This is a genomic window from Streptomyces sp. H39-C1, from assembly GCF_027158125.1.
Taxonomy (GTDB): domain Bacteria; phylum Actinomycetota; class Actinomycetes; order Streptomycetales; family Streptomycetaceae; genus Actinacidiphila; species Actinacidiphila fildesensis.
In genome coordinates this window covers 15,603-33,474 of record NZ_JAPVLS010000095.1, presented here as the reverse complement: position 1 = coordinate 33,474, position 17,872 = coordinate 15,603, and the positions used below count along the sequence as shown (strand labels likewise).

Below are 17,872 nucleotides of genomic sequence, written 5' to 3'. Positions count from 1 at the left end.
GCCGTCACCCCGCAGGCCGCGGCACCGTCCGGCATACCGTCCACGACGCCCACCCCCTCCCGTACACCCACACCCACCCCGACCGTGACCCCGTCCCGGCACCCGGTCCCGGCGGCCACCGTCCCCGTCGCGCGCTCGGCGAAGAAGGGCGTGGGCGTCTGGACGTTTCCGGGGGTGGACCAGGCGCTGACGCAGTCCGGCGCGAGCTGGTACTACACCTGGTCCACCCGGCATCAGGGGGTCGCGGGGTCCGGCACCGCCGGCTTCGTCCCGATGATCTGGGGCGCCGCGTCCGTCACCGACGCCGCCCTGGCGCAGGCCCGCGCCGAGAGCCCCTACCTGCTGGGCTTCAACGAACCCGACATGGCAGCGCAGTCCAACATGACGGTGGAGCAGGCGCTGTCCCTGTGGCCCCGGCTCAGCGCGGCCGGCCGGACGGTCGGCAGCCCGGCCGTGGCCTACGGCGGTGACACCGCCGGTGGCTGGCTCGACCGCTTCATGTCCGGGGCCGCCGCCCGGGGCTACCGCGTCGACTTCATCGCGCTGCACTGGTACGGCGGGGACTTCTCCACCCCCGCCGCCGTCAGCCGGCTGAAGTCGTATCTGCAGGCCGTCCACGACCGGTACCACAAGCCGATCTGGCTCACCGAGTACGCCCTGATCGACTTCTCGCACGGCACCAGGTTCCCCACCCCGCAGCAGCAGGCCTCCTTCGTCACCGCCTCCACCGCCATGCTGGCGGCACTGCCCTATGTGCAGCGTTACGCCTGGTTCGGCCTCCCGGCCTCGGACACCGCCCCCAGCAGCGGCCTCTTCCGCAGCGGAGCCGTCGCGACCGAGGCGGGCCGGGCGTTCCGCGCCGCGGGCTGAGGCGTGGCAGCCTCGCGGTGCACTGGGTAGGGTCGGAGACATGGCTGCACAGTTCGCGCGGGAGACGGGCACCAAGGGCGAGTTCACCCGGCAGGCGAACCGCTTCACCGATCGGATCACCGCCGACGGCACCGGCGGGCGGGTGCCGGAGGCGGGCCGCTACCGGCTGATCGTCTCGCTCGCCTGCCCATGGGCGCACCGCGCGATCATCGTGCGGCGGCTGCTCGGCCTGGAGGACGCGATCAGCCTGGGCGTGGTCGATCCGATCCGTGACGAGCGGGGGTGGCGCTTCACCCTGGACGAGGGCGACCGCGATCCGGTGCTCGGGATCGGCTTCCTGTCCGAGGCGTACCTGCGGACGGATCCGGCCTTCGAGGGCCGCGTCACCGTCCCGTCCCTCGTCGACACGGAGACCGGGACGGTCGTCAGCAACGACTACCCGCGGATCACCCTCGACCTCGAGACCGAATGGACCGCGTACCACCGGCCGGGAGCGCCCGACCTCTATCCGCCGCACCTCCGTCCCGAGATCGACGAGGTCGCCGCCGACCTGTTCCGTGATGTCAACAACGGTGTGTACCGCTGCGGTTTCGCCTCCTCGCAGGAGGCGTACGAGCAAGCCTACGACGCCCTGTTCAGCCGGCTGGACGTGCTCACCGAGCGGCTGGCGGGACAGCGGTACCTGGTCGGCGACCGCATCACCGAGGCGGACGTGCGGTTCTTCACCACGCTGGTGCGCTTCGACGCGGTGTACCACAACCACTTCAAGTGCAACCGGAACAAACTCACCGAGAACCCGGTGCTGTGGGCCTACGCCCGCGACCTCTTCCAGACCCCCGGCTTCGGCGACACCGTCGACTTCGACCAGATCAAGCGGCACTACTACGCCACCCACGAGCAGCTGAACCCGTCCCGCATCGTGCCCAAGGGCCCGGACCTGTCCGGCTGGACCACCCCGCACGGCCGCGAGGCCCTGGGCTCCTGAGGCTCCGACCGCTCACTCCGCCGGGGCGGACCGGGCGTAGCGGACGGCCAGTTCGCGCAGATGGGCCAGGAGCTCCGGCGGGCCGGTCACGTCGAAGTCGTAGCCCAGCATGCCCAGGTACACGCCCAGCGTCTCCACCGTGTCGGCACCGGTGTCCAGGGCGCAGGTGCCCGCCTCGACCGCCTCCACCACACCCACCGCCGGATTGATGCGCTCGACGACGGCGTCGGCGGCCGCGTGCACGGTGACCCGGGCCCGAGGTCCCGGGCCACCCGCCCGTGCCAGGATGGCGCCATGTTGGAAATCAGTCCCCTGCGTCCCTGGGACCGCGTGAAGTGGGAAGTACTGGCGCGCGGTTACATGGCGTTCTACGGGACGACCGTGCCCGACGCGGGGTACGAGGAGACATGGCAGCGACTGATCAACGGCGGGGAGCTGTACGGGATCGCCGCGCGTCTGGACGGCGAGGTCGTGGGCATCGCCCACTACCTGTTCCACGCCAACGTCTGGTCGGCCGGCGCCTGTTATCTGCAGGACCTGTTCGTCGACGAGGCGGCGCGGGGCCTCGGGGCGGGGCGGGCACTCATCGAGCAGGTGGCCGAGGCGGCGCGGGAACGTGCTGTGCCGCGGCTGTACTGGCACACCCGGCAGGACAACGCGCAGGCCCGGGCGCTGTACGACAGGGTGACGCGTTACCACGGCTTCGTCTGCTATGTCCTGCCGCTCGACTGACGGACGACGTCCGGATGACGGGCCGTAATCGGCCGCGTACACCGTGCTGAGCTGGGGGTCCCGCAGGACCTGAGTGTTTCTGCAGTGTTGCCGAGCACGGTCATCACCTTCCGCCTGAGGAGGTGATGTCATGAAGAAGATCACTGTCCGCAAGAACGGCCCGGTCAAGCTGACCTCGGCTTCGTCCCAGTACGGGACCTGGCCCTGGTGCTGATCTGAGTTCCGCTGTTGGCCCGTGTGCGGGAAGCCCTCCCGCGCGCGGGCTCAGGCCGTTGCAGGAGACGCGTGATGACAGCACCGTACCCGGAATTCCATGAGCTCACCTTCGTGACCGAACGCGACGAGGTCACTGTGGGGCGCCCGGACATCGAGTCCTACGTGACGTTCCCGGCGGACGGCGCCGAACTGCTGCGACGCCTCATGGACGGCATGGAGACCACCGCCGCCGCCCGCTGGTACCAGGAGACCTACGGCGAACCGGTCGACATCACGGACTTCCTCAGCACCCTCGACGACTGCGGCTTCGTCCGCTCGGAGGGCGAGGACACCGCACGCCTGGGCACGGTGCGCCACCAGCGGCTGGGCCGATGGCTGTTCTCGCCCCCGGCCTGGATCGTCTTCGCCGTGCTGACCGCCGCCGGCGTCGTCGCGATGGTCCGCGAACCGCAGGCGCGCCCGCACCCCCACGCGATCTTCCTGGCGGACTCCCTGCTCCTCACCCAACTCGTGCTGCTGCTGGGCCAGATACCGGGTCTGCTGTGGCACGAGCTGTTCCATGTCCTGGCCGCCCGCCGGCTCGGGGTCGGATCCCGGATGACCGTGGGCCGGCGGATGTACTTCCTCGTCCTGGAGACCCATCTCGACGGCCTGCTCGGCGTACCGAGCCGGCGCCGCTATCTGCCCTTCACCGCCGGGGTCCTCGCCGACGTCCTGCTCTTCTCGGCCCTGACGGTGGGCGCCGCAGCCGACGCGGCCAACGGCGGGCTGTCCTGGCCGGGCCGTGTCGCCCTGGCGTTCGCCTTCCCCACCCTGTTCAGGATCGCCTGGCAGTTCTTCTTCTTCCTGCGCACCGACCTCTACTACATGGTGACGACGGTGCTGGGCTGCACGGACCTGCACGAAGCGGCGACCGCCCGGCTGCGCAGGCAATGGCGGTGGGTGCCCGGAGTCCGCCCCAGGCCGGCCGACGCCGGGCCCTGGTCACCGCGCGACGCCGCGGTGGCGCGCTGGTACGCCCCCGCGATGATCGGCGGCGTCATCCTCCTCTTCGGCTGGGCGGCCCTCGCCATCATCCCGGCGCTGGTGGAGTTCGTGACCCGGGTGGCCGCCGGGCTGACCGGCGACGGCGGCACCGGCCTCGCCTTCTGGGACTCCATCGGCTCCGTCACCGTGATCCTCGCGCAATTCGTCTTGCCGTTCCTCCTGCCGGCCAGGAAGAGCGCCCGCAGAGAGGAACGCACCACATGAGCAGCAACCGCCAGACGCCCCGCCACAGCTGGCTCAGCGGACCCGACCGCAGGGTGCGGGCCGCGACCGCCGAAGCACTCGCCGCCGCCGGGCACCTGACCACCGTCGACTGCCACCGGCGGCTGCGCGGACCGTACACCGCGGCAGGCAGCCTGCTGCGCGCCATCGTGCCCGAGGTGCTCAAGACCAGGCCCGCGCTGGTCGCCCGGCATGCCATCGAGATCCTCTCGGTCGCGCCCGAACTCAAGGACCTCGTCGACGCGCCACCGCAGACACTGACGTCCCTCGCGTCGCCGACCGAGCGGACCCGGTACTACTCACCCCTGCGCACCCGCAGGATCGCCCATGGACTCACCGAGTTCCTCAACGCGTGGGCCCAGGAGGCCGGTACGACGGCGGGCCGGCCGCAACTGGTCCTGTTCGACAACCTGCACGCCGCCGACCCGACCGACCAGGAACTGATCACGGTCCTGCTGCGCCGTGCCCGGACCGAGGTCCTCACGATCGCGGTCGGCACCAGCGCCTCCCCGGACCTCCCCGACGGGCTGGCGCAGGCCCTGGACCGCCAGGCGCGGCGTACCGAGCTGCCGGCCGCACCCGCGGCGCCCGACACCCGCGTGCAGAACGAACTCCTCCAGGCGTACATCATCTCCGACGGCACCAGCGACATCCCGGCGGAGGTGGCCGCCTACCGGAACGCCGATCCGCGGCTGCGCTCCGGACTGCACCGTGTCCGCGCCGTCGAACTCGAGGAGGAGGACGACTGGAGCCTGCGGCTCGGCGCCATCCCCTACCACCGCGCGCACGCGGGCGGACGGACCGATGACGAGTGCCGCGACCTGCTGACCGCCGCCGACTACTGCCTCCGGATGGGCTACTACGACGCGGCCATCGAACTCGGCGGCCAAGGACGCGACAGCTTCGACCCGGTGGCACAGGAGCGGCTGTACTGCGTGGCCGGCGGCAAGACGGCCCAGGCGCTGGGCGCGCTGGGGCGTACGGAGGAAGCCGAGGTGATCTACCGAGAGCTGCGCGGCCGGTACACCGACCCGGTGGTGCACATGGTCTCCAGTTACGCCCTGTCCATGTTGTACACGCGGATCCACCCCGCCGAGCGTCAGGACTCGGACCTGGCGAAGCAGTACGTCAACAACTCCATCGCCATCGCCAAGCAGCTGCCGGATCCCGCCGACCGCGCTTTCCACACCGTCTTCCACGAGAACGGACTGGCCCTGGTCGAACTGCGCCGGGGCAACCCCGAGACCGCCCTGCGGCTGGTCACCGAGGGGCTGGCCCGGCTGGACCGCGAGCTGGAGCCGGGCAGGCAGTCGCTGCACCGCTCCGTGCTGCTGCACAACCGGGCCCAGGTCAACGTGGCCCTCGGCCGGCTGGACGAGGCGCTGGAGGACTTCAACGGCGTCCTCGCGCTCGACCCGTACTACCCCGAGTACTACTGCGACCGCGCCGCACTGCAGTACAAGCGGGGCGACCTGGAAGCGGCGCTCGCCGACTACGACCAGGCCGCCACCCTCACCCCGCCCATCCACGAGCTGTACTACAACCGGGCCGACGCCCGCGCGGCCGCCGGTGACACCGACGGCGCGATCGGCGACCTGCGCTACGTCCTGGAGCTCGAACCCGACTATCTCGCCGCCCGGGTCAACCTCGTCTCCCTGCTCATCGACGAGGGCGACACGGAACTCGCCTCCGTCCAGCTCGCGCAGGGCCTCGAACTCCACCCGGGTGAACCGGACCTGCTGTGCACGCGGGGCCTGATCGCCATGGAACAGGACGACGCGGACGAAGCCCTGCGCGCCTTCGACGAGGCACTCGCCGCCGACCCGCTGCGTTCGGCGGCCCTGGCCAACCGTGCCGTCCTGCACTACGAGGCCGGCGACCACGCCGCGGCCGTCGACGACCTGACCCGCGCCCTGGCGGTGACCGGGGACGACGCCGATCTCCTGTACAACCGCGGCTTCGCCCACCAGGCGGCCGGCAGCTGGCGGGCCGCCATCGCGGACTACCGGCACGCGCTCGACCTGCCCGGCGCCGACCGCGACGCCATCGAATGCCAACTCGCCGAATGCCAAGCGGCCCTGGCGGTCGCGGTAGCGGGCTGACGGGGGAAAGGACTACAGCGCCGCCGTCCGCCGATGGGAACCGGCTTCGGGGTACCCTGCCCGAGCCGACCCACGGCCCTGCCCATCCGCATGCCGACACGCGAGGACACGCACGTGAACGTAGTCATCTTCGGTGCGTCCGGCATGGTCGGTCAGGGGGTCCTGCGCGAGTGTGTGCTGGACGACCGGGTCGAGAGCGTCCTGGTGGTGGGCCGTGCGCCGCTCGGCCGGAGCCACCCGAAGGTCCGTGAGGTGATCCACCGGGACTTCACCGACTTCTCCGCGATCGAGGACGAGTTCGCCGGCCTCGACGCGTGCTTCTTCTGCCTGGGTGTCTCGTCGGGCGGGCGGAGCCAGGAGGAGTACGTGCGGATCACGCATGACTGCACCCACGCGGCCGCGACCCCGCTCGCCGCGCGCAACCCGTCCCTGACCTTCACCTACGTCTCGGGAGAGGGCACCGACAGCACCGAGCGGGGCCGCTCGGCGTGGGCCCGGGTGAAGGGCAGGACCGAGAACGAACTGCTCGCCCTGGACTTCCACGCGTACATGTTCCGTCCCGCCTGGATCCAGCCCCTGAACGGGGAGAAGTCCAGGACCCGCTGGTACCGGGTGGCGTACTCCCTGACGTCCTGGCTCTACCCGGTCCTGCGCAGGCTGGCACCAGGACACACCACGACGACCGAGCACCTGGGACGGGCCATGCTCGCCGTGGTCGCCCTCAAGGGCGCCGGCGAACACATTCTGTACAGCAAGGACATCAACCGGCTGGGCGGCGCCTGACCGTTGCGGCGGCGCGGGGGTCGTACGGTGGAGATCGTTGTACCTGGATCCGCCGTCCCCTCCGATCCCCGGGTGACCTCATGTGCTGGAGCGCGACAGCCGACCTCGTGGTGGGTACCGGTATCGCCGCGATCGGGGTGGCCTGCGTGGCGCGGGTGCGGCGGGCCCGCGATCTGCCGATCGCGGCGCTGCCGCTGATCCTCGGAGCCCATCAGATCATCGAGTCCGTCGTCTGGCGCTCCGACGGCGGCGCGGGGCCGGCCACCACGGCCTGGGCCGTCATCGCCCTGCCGCTGCTGCCGGTGTGGGTGCCGTTCGGGGTGCTGCTCGCCGCGCCCAGGAGCGCACGGCGGCTGCTGATGATCCCGGCCCTCGTCGGGCTCGTCACCGCCGTGACGCTCGCGTAGTCCTCACCACCCGGACCGTGACCGCCGACGTCCGCGGCCACACCGTCGGCTACGGTCTCGACCTGCCGCAGTCGTCGCTGATCATCGCGGGCTATCTCGTCGCCACCATCGGTTCGCTGCTTCTCAGTGGCGACCGGTTGCTGCGGCTGCTCGGCGGGCTCGTCGCGGCCGGTGCGTTGATGCGCGCGGTGGTGTGGCGGCTGGAGTTCATCTCCACCTGGTGCGCCTTCGCCGCTGTCGCCTCCGTCGTCGTCCTCGCCTGGGTGCACCGTCGCCCGGCCGGTCCGTGACCCAGGGCGCCGGGCGCCGGAAGGTCCCCGCACCGTGCGGTGCGGGGACCTCGGGCCATCAGGCGGAACGGACCAGGGACATGCCCTAGCGGCGCGCCACGGTCCCGGCCGCCAGGCCGTTGACCCAGAGCCGGCCCACACGGGCGCGTTCGGTCGCGTTCGGAACCTCGTTACGGCAGGAGGTGCCGGGGCCGCCGCCCGACATCAGCTCGCTGCACGGACCCGAGTAGTGGTCCGGGAGGCCGAGCACGTGCCCGGTCTCATGGGCGACGACACGGATCGAGTCGTACTGCTGGTTCTGCCGGTAGTCCAGGAAGATGTAGCCGTTCCCGTGGCCGTCGGTGCTGGCGTACGAGCCCTGGCTGGAGTTGCCCTCGTAGTACGCGAAGTCCGCGTTGCTGCCTTCCTGGAGCTTCACGTTCTTCTCCGCGGAGTTCCAGATCTGCGCGCTGCGCGATATCTGGGACCTGAACGACGGCGCGTTGCCGGTGCTGTAGATGAGGGTGACGGTCTGCAGGCCGGGGTTGGCCGCGCGCTTGGCCGCGACGGACCGCTGGACGGCGTCGAAGAACGCCTTGTTGGCGGCCGCGTTCTCGTTCGAACCGGCGTAGGTGGCGTAGGACGCCGAGGCCTGGGCCGCGGACTGGTCCGCCTGGGGGGCGGCGGCGATGGCGGGCACAGTGCCCAGACTCGCAGCGAGGCCGATGCCCAGCGCTGCCGCGAGCAGCACCTTGGGGTATCGCATGGGGGGTCTCCTTCTCCTCCGAGAAGCCGTCGGTCGCTGTCGGGTACAGCTGCATTGGGGGGAACGGCGACCGGGGCTGGGGGATGAACTGCTGTTGCCGGTGAGTGTGCGGGAGAAGCGCGCCGCCGGGGATGATGTCAGGGGCCGATAGGCCGGGAACATCCCCGGTACCGGGTGGCCAACTCGTACGCGAAAGACGGGTATTGCTGCGGTTCGGGACCCTGGTGCGACGTGCGGATCCCGCCATATCCTCCGCTCATGGAGCTCGAGGTGAGGCACCTTCGCGCACTGTGCGCCATCGCCGATACCGGCAGTGTGCGCAAGGCGGCGCGGCAGCTGGGGATGACCCAGCCGTCCTTGACGACACAGCTCCGACGGATCGAGAGCGCCCTCGGCGGACAGCTGTTCTCCCGGGAGCGCACGGGCAGCCGCCCGACGCCGCTGGGGCGCACGGTCCTGTGCCGGGCGCGGCCGCTCGTCGCCGAGATGAACACGCTGGTGGCCGAGACACAGGCGGCGGTGGTCAGGGCCGCGGGACCGCATCTGCGGATCGGCGGCACGGCGAGCCGCGCCATGGCCGGATGGGTGAGCAGGGTGCACGCCCGGCTGCCGGACTCGGACACCACGATCCGGGTGGACGTGTCGGCCAACGCCCTGCTGCAGATGGTCGCCCTGAACCAGCTCGACGTCGCCTTCGTCCACGAGGTCGAGGGTGCGCCGCTACGGATCCCGGACGGTCTCGAACGGCGGGTCCTCGTCGCGCGGGAACCGCAGTTCATCGCCCTGCACGCGCACCATCCGGCGGCGCGCCAGAGCGTGGTCTCGCTGTCCGACGTCGCCGGCGACCGCTGGATGGTCGACCCGAGCGTGGACGGTGAGTGGGACGGTGTACAACGGGCCCTGCGCGCATCGGGGTTCACGCCGCGAGTGGCGTACGGGGACTATCTGACCGCCGCCGACATGGTCGCCGCCGGTGAGGCGGTCGCCCCCTGCCAGCCGACTTCGCAGCCCCGGCACGGCATGGCCATCCGGCCGCTGCGCGGCGACCCGATAGCGGTCGAACTCTTCATGGCGTCCCGGGCGTTGCCCGAAGGTGCCGCCGGTGGGGTGGGAACCGCCGAGGTCGAAGCGCTCTACGCCGATCTGGTGGCGGCCTACCGGGAGGCGGCCGCCGCGGCGACCACGTACCGGCAGTGGCTGGCCAGGAACAACCGGCCGCTGCTGTACGTGGACGAGGACGAGCTGTCCCGGACCGCCGGCTGCGCCTGACACCCGCCGGAGCGGTCAGCCGGCGTCCGGCGGCTGGAAGGCGGCGAGCAGGCGTTCGGCGGCGAGCGTCGCGGTGAGGGTGCCTTCGCGGACCTGCCGTTCCACCACGGGCGCGAGACCACGGACGTCGGGGTGCTCGCGCACCCGGGCGAGGAGCTGGTCGCGGACCATGGACCAGGTCCATTCGATCTGCTGGTCCCGCCGCTTGGCCTCCAGCCGGCCATCGGTACGCAGCACGCGCCGGTGCTGTTCGAGGCGCTCCCAGACCGCGTCGAGTCCGCTGTTCTCCCGCGCGCTGCAGGTGAGCACGGGCGGCGTCCAGCCCGCGTCCAGCGGCTGCAGCAGCCGCAGTGCGCCGGCCAGTTCCCGGGCGGCGGAGGCCGCCTCGCGCTCGTGCGGACCGTCGGCCTTGTTGACGGCGACGATGTCGGCGAGTTCCAGGACACCCTTCTTGATGCCCTGCAGCTGGTCGCCGGTGCGGGCAAGGGTGAGCAGCAGGAAGGAGTCGACCATGTTGGCCACGGCGGTCTCGGACTGGCCGACCCCGACGGTCTCGACGAGCACCACGTCGTAGCCCGCCGCCTCCATGACGATGATCGACTCACGGGTGGCCCTGGTCACGCCGCCCAGCGTGCCGGAGGTGGGGGAGGGCCGCACGAAGGCCGCCGGGTCCACCGCCAGCCGCTCCATCCGGGTCTTGTCGCCCAGGATGGAGCCACCGGTCCTGGTCGAGGACGGGTCGACGGCGAGGACCGCGACCCGGTGGCCGAGGCCGGTGAGCAGGGTGCCGAGCGCGTCGATGAACGTGGACTTGCCCACGCCGGGCACCCCGCTGATGCCGACCCGGCGCGCCGTTCCCGAGTGCGGGAGCAGCTCGGTCAGCAGCCGCTGGGCCAGCTCGCGGTGGGCGGGGCGGGTGGACTCGACGAGGGTGATCGCACGGGCGATGTGCGGCCGCGACCCGTCGAGGACGCCCTTGATGTAGCCGTCGATGTCGATCGTGGGTGCCATCGGCTCACAACTCGTGGCCGAGAGCGGCGGCGAGGGTGTTCAGCAGGTCGTACGCCGCGTCCGGGATCACCGTGCCGGGCGGGAACACCGCCGCCGCGCCCGCCTGGTGGAGGGTCTCGATGTCCTGCGGCGGGATGACGCCGCCGACGACGATCGTGATGTCCTCCCGGCCGGCCTCGGCGAGCTGCTCGCGCAGCGCCGGCACCAGCGTCAGATGGCCGGCCGCGAGCGAGGAGACACCGACGATGTGGACGTCCGCCTCGACCGCCTGCCGGGCCACTTCGGCCGGCGTCTGGAACAGCGCGCCGACGTCGACGTCGAATCCGAGGTCGGCGAAGGCGGTGGCGATCACCTTCTGGCCGCGGTCATGGCCGTCCTGGCCCATCTTGGCGACCAGGATGCGCGGGCGGCGGCCCTCGGCCTCGGCGAACGCGTCCGCCAGCTTGCGGGTGCGCTCCACGCCGGGTGACGTTCCTGCCTCGTCCCGGTACACACCGGTGATGGTACGGATCTGGCCGACGTGCCGCCCGTACACCTCCTCCAATGCGTTCGAGATCTCTCCGACGGTCGCCTTGGCGCGCGCCGCGTTCACCGCGAGCGCGAGCAGGTTGCCCTCCAGGCCGCCGCCGGGCCGGTTGCCGTCCCGGGCGGCCGCGGTCAGCGCGCGCAGCGCGTCCTGGCAGGCGCCCTCGTCGCGCTCCGCGCGCAGCCGCCGCAGCTTCTCGATCTGCTGGGTGCGGACCGAGGAGTTGTCGACCTTGAGGACGTCGATCTTCTCGTCCGTGCCGACGCGGTACTTGTTGACGCCGATCAGCGCCTGCCGCCCGGAGTCGATACGGGCCTGGGTACGGGCAGCGGCCTCCTCGACGCGCAGCTTCGGAATGCCCGCGTCGATGGCCTTCGCCATGCCGCCCGCGGCCTCGACCTCTTCGATGTGCTGCCAGGCGCGCCGGGCGAGATCGTGGGTGAGCTTCTCGACGTACGCGCTGCCGCCCCACGGGTCGATGACCCGGCAGGTGCCCGACTCCTGCTGCAGGAACAGCTGGGTGTTGCGGGCGATGCGCGCGGAGAAGTCGGTGGGCAGCGCCAGCGCCTCGTCCAGCGCGTTGGTGTGCAGCGACTGGGTGTGGCCCTGGGTGGCGGCCATGGCCTCCACACACGTGCGCGGCACGTTGTTGAACACGTCCTGCGCGGTCAGCGACCAGCCCGAGGTCTGGGAATGGGTGCGCAGCGACAGCGACTTGGGGTTCTTGGGATCGAAGCCCTTGACGAGCTTGGCCCACAGCAGCCGGGCCGCGCGCAGCTTGGCGATCTCCATGAAGAAGTTCATGCCGATGGCCCAGAAGAACGACAGCCGCGGTGCGAACGCGTCCACGTCAAGACCGACCGCCAGCCCGGCGCGCAGGTACTCGACACCGTCGGCCAGTGTGTAGGCCAGCTCCAGGTCGGCCGTGGCCCCGGCCTCCTGGATGTGGTAGCCGGAGATGGAGATGGAGTTGTAGCGCGGCATCTTCTGCGAGGTGTACGCGAAGATGTCGGAGATCACCCGCATCGACGGCTGCGGCGGGTAGATGTAGGTGTTGCGGACCATGAACTCCTTGAGGATGTCGTTCTGGATGGTCCCCGCGAGCTTCTCCGGGGGCACACCCTGTTCCTCGGCCGCGACGATGTAGAGGGCGAGGACCGGCAGCACCGCGCCGTTCATCGTCATCGACACGCTCATCCGGTCCAGCGGGATCCCGTCGAACAACTGCCGCATGTCGTAGATGGAGTCGATGGCCACGCCCGCCATGCCGACATCGCCCGTGACCCGCGGATGGTCGCTGTCGTAGCCGCGGTGGGTGGGCAGGTCGAAGGCGATCGACAGCCCCTTCTGCCCGGCCGCGAGGTTGCGCCGGTAGAAGGCGTTGGACTCCTCGGCGGTGGAGAAGCCGGCGTACTGCCGGATCGTCCACGGCTGGTTGACGTACATGGTCGGGTACGGTCCGCGCAGATACGGCGCGATCCCCGGATAGGTCTCCAGGAAGTCGAGCCCGGCCAGGTCGTCGGAGGTGTAGAGCGGCTTGACGGCGATGCCCTCCGGGGTCTGCCAGAGCAGGTCCTCGTCGTCCTTGCCCGTGCTCTCCCGCACGGCCGCCCGCCACTGGTCACCGGTGATGCCGCCACCGGGGGCGGCATCCGCCGGGCCGTCCGGCTCCAGGCCGATGTCCGCGAAGTCCGGGATCGGTCCCGGCTGCCCCGTGCTGCCCTGCATCACGCCACTCCCATGCGGTCGAGGACGGAGGCGAGGACGGCGACCGCGTCGCCGCCCGCGAAGACGAACTCGTCGACTCCGGCCCGAAGATACGTTTCACGCTGCTCGCCAGGGCGGCCCGCGAGGAACACCCGCAGTGCGCCGGCCGAGACCAGGGCGGCCGCCGTGTCCACGGCCTGCTCGGCGTAGAGCTTGTCGCTGGAGCACAGACAGGCCACGGTGGCGCCGCTGCGCGCGAACGCCTCGGCGACCGACGCCGCGTCGACCGTCACCGGGTCCTGGACGGTCTCGATGCCGCCCGCCTGGAAGAGGTTGGCGGCGAAGCTCGCGCGGGCGGTGTGCGCCGCGGCCGGGCCCAGCGCGGCCAGGAAGGCCCGCGGCCGGGAACCGGTGGCGGCCAGATGGGCGTCGGAGCGGGCCCGCAGCGCCTCGAAGGCGTCGTCGCGCCGGACCGTCGGCAGTCCGCCGCCGGCCCCTTCGGCGACCCCGGCCGGATCGGGCGCGGCCTCGCGCTCCACCGACTGCTCGGACAGATTCGGGAACTCGCTGACACCCGTGATCGACGAGGTGTTGCGGGCGATCCGCCGGGCGCAGTCGTCCGGCAGGCCGAGCGCGTCGTCGCAGGGCAGCACGGTGTCGGTGTCGGCGCCGCCCACACCGGCCGCCACACAGGCGACGGTGGTGCGCAGCATGTTCACCCACGGGTCGCGCCGGGTCATCATCAACGGCGAGGTCACCGCGTGCTGGCGCTGCGCCCCCGCGGTGGAGGCCGCCCCGCTGGCCTGGGCCACCCGGGCCCACAGCCGCCGCGCGGCGCGCAGCTTGGCGATGGTCAGGAACTGGTCGGCGGTCGCCGCGTAACGGAATTCCAGCTGGGCGCAGGCCGCGTCGACGGTCAGTCCCGCGGCGGTCAGCGCCCGCAGATAGGCGACGCCGGTGGCGATGGAACAGCCCAGTTCCTGCGCGGCCGAGGCACCGGCCCCGTGGTAGGGCAGCGCGTCCACCGTCAGGGCCCGCAGTCCGGGGTACTCACGGTCGCACCGGGCGGCGAGCGCGGCGGCGGCCGCCGACTGCGCGTCGAGGGCGGAGTGCTGTCCGGTACGGGCCGCCAGCCCCAGCGGGTCCGCGCCGAGGTTGCCGAGCGCCGAGTGCGCGGGCACCCCGCGCGTCCCGTAGAGGCGCAGCAACTCCGCGGCGGCGGCCTCGAACTCGGGGCCGGCGTCCAGAACGACCGGCGCCAGGTCGAGATAGACGCCCTCGAGGGCCGCCGGGATCCCGGACACCGGCATGCCGGTGCCGCCGACCAGCAGCCACAGTGAGGTGACGCCGTTCTCCAGGTCCGCGAGCACCGCCTCGTTGGTGCGCTTCGGATCGGGCCGGGCATGCCGCTGGCGCACGTCCCACCCGGTGCCCGCGGTGCCCTCCGGCCGTCCGGCGCGGGTGAACGGCGGGAAGCCGGGATAGCCGGGATCCGCGGCGCTGTCCTGCGCGGTGTACAGCGGACGGGTGGCGATGCCGTCCTGGAGCATGGTGGACAGCGTTTCCTCGGCCGGGGTACCCGGGACCGCTGTACCCGCTTTGGTGAGAACGCCTTCGACAAGGCGTTGCCACTGCTCGCGGGAAGCGTCGGGGAACTCGTCGGCCAAGGGGAGTCCGGGATCAGGCAGGACCGTCATGAGGAAAGGCTAGGGCAGCCGCTAAAGGCAGGGCAGGCCCACGACTGTGACCTTGCCCTCCTTGTCCGTCCCCACCGTCCTGAACTGGGGCTTTTGGGCCTTCGGCGGGTGGCTGCCGCGGACGGTCAGGGGGCCCGGACGGGTGTGGCCCAGGGGGTGGGTGGGGAGCCCGCGCCGGCCCGGACGACACTGACCGGCGCCCGATTCATCCGCGAGCGGGCCGGATCAGGCCTCGATCGGGGAGGCGGCGTCCAGTACGGAGGCCGGCGCGGCCTGGAGGTTCGCGGAGGCGCCGCGCCGGAAGGCCCGCTCGTAGGCCTCGTAGGCCTCGTAGGCCTCGTCGCCGATGCCGGCGCGCGCCGTCCGTTCGCACTCCTCCCGGATCGGGCCCAACTCCGGCGTTCCGCGCTGGGGATGTCCGACGGTGCGCCAGAAGGCCTGCCCGACGCCGAAGACGGAGCTCGGTGACGTCACCGTCCGGGCGGGTGAGGGTGTGCTCGTCCCACTGGCCGCGGCCAACCGCGACGAACGGGCCTTCCCCGAACCGGACCGGCTCGACGTGGGGCGTCCCGGCCGCCGGCATCTGGCCTTCGGCTTCGGCGTCCACCAGTGCCTGGGACAGCCGCTGGCCCGCCTGGAACTCCAGATCGCCCTCACCGGCATCGTACGGAGACTTCCGGGACTGCGGATCGGCGTTCCCGCCGGGGAGCTGTCGTTCCGCCACATCATGGCGGTGTTCGGACTCTTCCACCTGCCCGTCGTCTGGTGAGCCCGGCCCCCGCCGTGAACCAGCCGTCCCTCCCCCCATCACGACATCGTGAAGGAGTACCCCGTGCGCGTCACCGTCGACCGCGCCCTGTGCTGCAGCTCGGGCCTCTGCGTCCTGACCGCCCCCGACGTCTTCGACCAGGCGGACGACGACGGCCGGGTGGTTCTTCTGCTGGCCGGCCCACCCGAGAGCGAGGGATCCGCTGTCGAGGAAGCGGTCGCGTGCTGCCCGGCGGGGGCCATCGGCGTCACGGACTGACGCCGCCGGCGGCCCGCCGGGGGAGGCCGGTCAGTGGGACCACTGCCTCCGCTTCGCGCAGATGCACTTGGTGCGGTGACACCGCGGGCAGACCACGCGCACGACGGCGCTCATCGACAGGCGGGAAGAATCCACGGCACACTCCCGGGTCTCGTGGGTGACAATGGTCGCTCGTCGCGTACCCCCCTCCTGGGGAGATCACGCCCTGCTTCCTCGGCGCCCCGCTCGATGCCCGCTCGGGGGAACACCGTTGAAGGAGAACGCAGTTGGCGCGGAGCGCAGCCGATGCGGTACCTGTGTCCGTGCGCGGCGTCCCGCCGTCGCCGGTCCGCGGATCGTGTCGTCCGCCCCGGGTTCATGATCCGGATGCGATATTGAGCCGGTCCTTCACGCCGGCTCGGAGCGCGGCGGCCCCGTCCGGCGCTCCAGAACCCGAGGAATGCCGATGACGCCGTCCGCCGAACCCCTCGCGCTGCTCTCCCGCTCCCTGGACCAGGCCGGCGCGCTCGTCGCCTCGGTCACCGATGACCAGCTGCCGCTGCCGACCCCTTGCCGCGCCTGGACCGTCGCCGCATTGGTCGATCACCTCATCGACGATCTGGAGCAGTTCACGAAACGGGCCGGCGGCGGTACTCCCACGGCGGGCGAGTCGGGGCAGGGCACGGGCAGCGGGCGGGCCGAGGCCTTCTCCGACGGCTCCGCGGCGCTCCTCGGGACCTGGGCGCGGGCCGGCGATCTCACCGGCACGATCGAGCTCCCCGGCATGGGCGAGGTACCCGCCAGGTTTCCCGTCGACCAGCAGATCACCGAGTTCGCCGTCCACGCATGGGACCTGGCGAAGGCGCTGGGCCGGCCGGTCACCCTCGACCCCGAGGTGGGCGAGGCGGCACTCGGCTGGGCCCGGGGCGCGCTGCGCCCGGAGTTCCGGGGCGAGGAAGGCGGCCCCGAGGCCTTCGGCCCGGAGGTGACCGCCCGCCCGGACGCCCCGGTGTACGACCGCCTCGCGGCGTTCTTCGGCCGTGATCCCCAGCAGCGGGGCTGATGCACCGGCCCACCGGGTGTGGGACTTGCCGGCGCCGCGATGAGACGTGGACCACAATCCCGGTGCGGATGTCACACTCCGGCCATCCGTACCGCTCTCAGGTCGCACCAGCGACAGGAGGCCCACGATGTCCGACACCCCGCCCGCCGACCGTGCCCGCGAAACGGCGGCGGACGATGCCACGGGGGTGTTCGTCGGCCACCGTGAGCTGCTGTTCTCGATCGTCTACGACATGCTCGGCAGCGTCGCCGACACCGAGGACGTCCTGCAGGAGACCTGGCTGGCGTGGACGTCCAGAGTCGGAGCGCCCGGCGCGGAGCCGATCCTCGTCCCGCGCCCGTATCTGGTGCGGATCGCGGTGAACAAGGCGCTCGCGCGCCAGGCCGTGATCAGCCGGCGGCGTGAGACGTACATCGGCCCGTGGCTCCCCGAGCCGCTGATCACGCCACTCACCGACGCGACGGCCACCGGTGACGGCGCTGATGTGGCCGAACGCACCGAGTCGGTGTCGATGGCGCTGCTGGTCGTCCTGGAGACCCTGACCCCGCTGGAACGCGCGGTGTTCGTCCTGCACGAGCTGTTCGGCTACGCCCACACCGAGACCGCGGACATCCTCGACCGCAGTCCCGCGGCGGTCCGCCAGCTCGCGCACCGTGCCCGTGAACACGTGCACGCCCGGCGTCCCCGCTACCGGGCCGACCCGCGGCTGCGGCAGCAGGTGACCGAGCGGTTCGCCGCGGCGGTGTCCGGCGGTGACCTGCGGGCCCTGCTCGAACTGCTGGCGCCCGATGTGACGCTGTGGGCCGACGGCGGAGGCAAGGCCACGGCCGCGGGACTGCGGCCGGTCCACGGCCGCGACACGGTGGCCAAGCTGCTGTCCACCCGCGCCGGCAGCGTCGGACGCGGCCTGGACATCCGCTACGAGTGGATCAACGGGGACCCGTCGGCGGTGCTGTTCCGCGCCGGATCGCCCTTCGCGGTGCTGGTCGTCGAACTGGTCCCGGACAGTGCTCAGGTGCAGGGCATCTACTTCGTGACCAATCCCGACAAGCTCTCCCGCATCGGCTGACCGCGGGGGCGTACGGCGTGGGCGAACACCACAGTGAACACCGCAGTGAACACTGCAGCGAACACCAAAGCGAACACCGCGCCGTGCGCCCGGCCCGACGGTGCGTCAGCCCCGTTCACTAGAGT

17 protein-coding genes and 1 pseudogene are annotated in these 17,872 nt (G+C 71.8%); 12 read left to right on the top strand and 6 right to left on the bottom strand.

What is annotated here, in order from left to right:
- Together O3W51_RS39695 and O3W51_RS39690 are read left to right on the top strand one after the other, a co-directional pair.
- Positions 1-870, top strand: an 870-nt coding sequence (locus tag O3W51_RS39695) for a glycoside hydrolase family protein (RefSeq protein WP_269288703.1), incomplete at its 5' end; no start/stop codon positions are given.
- Between the two features lie 40 nt (positions 871-910).
- Positions 911-1,855, top strand: coding sequence for a glutathione S-transferase family protein (locus tag O3W51_RS39690; protein ID WP_138353455.1), 945 nt, complete (start codon positions 911-913; stop codon positions 1,853-1,855).
- A gap of 12 nt (positions 1,856-1,867) precedes the next feature.
- Here O3W51_RS39690 and O3W51_RS39685 read toward each other — a convergent pair whose 3' ends face one another.
- Complete coding sequence (locus tag O3W51_RS39685; protein ID WP_232485998.1) at positions 1,868-2,098, bottom strand: hypothetical protein; 231 nt, start codon at positions 2,096-2,098, stop codon at positions 1,868-1,870.
- Positions 2,099-2,149: 51 nt separating this feature from the next.
- On the opposite strand from O3W51_RS39685, the gene O3W51_RS39680 reads away from it, so the two are divergent.
- The 5 genes and pseudogenes from O3W51_RS39680 to O3W51_RS39660 all read left to right on the top strand — a co-directional run bounded on the left by O3W51_RS39680 (position 2,150) and on the right by O3W51_RS39660 (position 7,654).
- Positions 2,150-2,587 carry a GNAT family N-acetyltransferase gene (locus tag O3W51_RS39680; protein WP_138353456.1) on the top strand — a complete coding sequence of 146 codons (438 nt, stop codon included), beginning with the start codon at positions 2,150-2,152 and terminating at the stop codon, positions 2,585-2,587.
- A 288-nt stretch (positions 2,588-2,875) separates the two neighbouring features.
- Entirely contained in the window at positions 2,876-4,054 is a 1,179-nt protein-coding gene (locus O3W51_RS39675; RefSeq protein WP_187144742.1) for a hypothetical protein, read from the top strand.
- The gene (locus tag O3W51_RS39670) at positions 4,051-6,174 is read left to right on the top strand and encodes a tetratricopeptide repeat protein (protein WP_187144741.1); all 2,124 of its coding nucleotides are present in this window, start codon (positions 4,051-4,053) and stop codon (positions 6,172-6,174) included. Before O3W51_RS39675 ends, O3W51_RS39670 begins: the two co-directional genes overlap by 4 nt.
- A 114-nt stretch (positions 6,175-6,288) precedes the next feature.
- The gene (locus tag O3W51_RS39665; protein ID WP_269288701.1) at positions 6,289-6,957 is read left to right on the top strand and encodes an epimerase; all 669 of its coding nucleotides are present in this window, start codon (positions 6,289-6,291) and stop codon (positions 6,955-6,957) included.
- A gap of 80 nt (positions 6,958-7,037) precedes the next feature.
- A pseudogene (locus O3W51_RS39660) lies at positions 7,038-7,654 on the top strand (DUF6629 family protein).
- 85 nt (positions 7,655-7,739) lie between these two features.
- Here O3W51_RS39660 and snpA read toward each other — a convergent pair.
- A complete protein-coding gene (gene snpA, locus O3W51_RS39655) occupies positions 7,740-8,399 on the bottom strand; it encodes a snapalysin (protein ID WP_269288699.1) in 660 nt (219 codons plus the stop codon).
- Positions 8,400-8,657: 258 nt separating this feature from the next.
- On the opposite strand from snpA, the gene O3W51_RS39650 reads away from it, so the two are divergent.
- Positions 8,658-9,668 carry a LysR family transcriptional regulator gene (locus O3W51_RS39650; protein ID WP_138353460.1) on the top strand — a complete coding sequence of 337 codons (1,011 nt, stop codon included), beginning with the start codon at positions 8,658-8,660 and terminating at the stop codon, positions 9,666-9,668.
- Between the two features lie 15 nt (positions 9,669-9,683).
- Here O3W51_RS39650 and meaB read toward each other — a convergent pair whose 3' ends face one another.
- The 4 genes from meaB to O3W51_RS39630 form a co-directional block, all read right to left on the bottom strand.
- Entirely contained in the window at positions 9,684-10,679 is a 996-nt protein-coding gene (gene meaB, locus O3W51_RS39645) for a methylmalonyl Co-A mutase-associated GTPase MeaB (protein ID WP_138353461.1), read from the bottom strand.
- Positions 10,680-10,683: 4 nt separating this feature from the next.
- Positions 10,684-12,933: a methylmalonyl-CoA mutase gene (scpA, locus tag O3W51_RS39640; RefSeq protein ID WP_138353462.1), complete on the bottom strand. Its 2,250-nt coding sequence runs from the start codon at positions 12,931-12,933 to the stop codon at positions 10,684-10,686.
- Positions 12,933-14,609, bottom strand: coding sequence for a methylmalonyl-CoA mutase family protein (locus O3W51_RS39635; protein WP_269288697.1), 1,677 nt, complete (start codon positions 14,607-14,609; stop codon positions 12,933-12,935). Before O3W51_RS39635 ends, scpA begins: the two co-directional genes overlap by 1 nt.
- 225 nt (positions 14,610-14,834) lie before the next feature.
- The gene (locus O3W51_RS39630; RefSeq protein WP_443048392.1) at positions 14,835-15,083 is read right to left on the bottom strand and encodes a hypothetical protein; all 249 of its coding nucleotides are present in this window, start codon (positions 15,081-15,083) and stop codon (positions 14,835-14,837) included.
- A gap of 19 nt (positions 15,084-15,102) precedes the next feature.
- Here O3W51_RS39630 and O3W51_RS39625 point away from each other — a divergent pair, with 19 nt between their 5' ends.
- The 4 genes from O3W51_RS39625 (at position 15,103) to O3W51_RS39610 (ending at position 17,747) form a co-directional block, all read left to right on the top strand.
- Positions 15,103-15,378: a cytochrome P450 gene (locus O3W51_RS39625; RefSeq protein ID WP_269288696.1), complete on the top strand. Its 276-nt coding sequence runs from the start codon at positions 15,103-15,105 to the stop codon at positions 15,376-15,378.
- A gap of 63 nt (positions 15,379-15,441) precedes the next feature.
- Entirely contained in the window at positions 15,442-15,636 is a 195-nt protein-coding gene (locus O3W51_RS39620; protein WP_198358965.1) for a ferredoxin, read from the top strand.
- A 445-nt stretch (positions 15,637-16,081) separates the two neighbouring features.
- Positions 16,082-16,678, top strand: coding sequence for a TIGR03086 family metal-binding protein (locus O3W51_RS39615; RefSeq protein ID WP_232485997.1), 597 nt, complete (start codon positions 16,082-16,084; stop codon positions 16,676-16,678).
- Positions 16,679-16,805: 127 nt separating this feature from the next.
- Positions 16,806-17,747, top strand: coding sequence for a sigma-70 family RNA polymerase sigma factor (locus O3W51_RS39610; protein ID WP_198358963.1), 942 nt, complete (start codon positions 16,806-16,808; stop codon positions 17,745-17,747).
- The last annotated feature ends 125 nt before the right edge of the window (positions 17,748-17,872 follow it).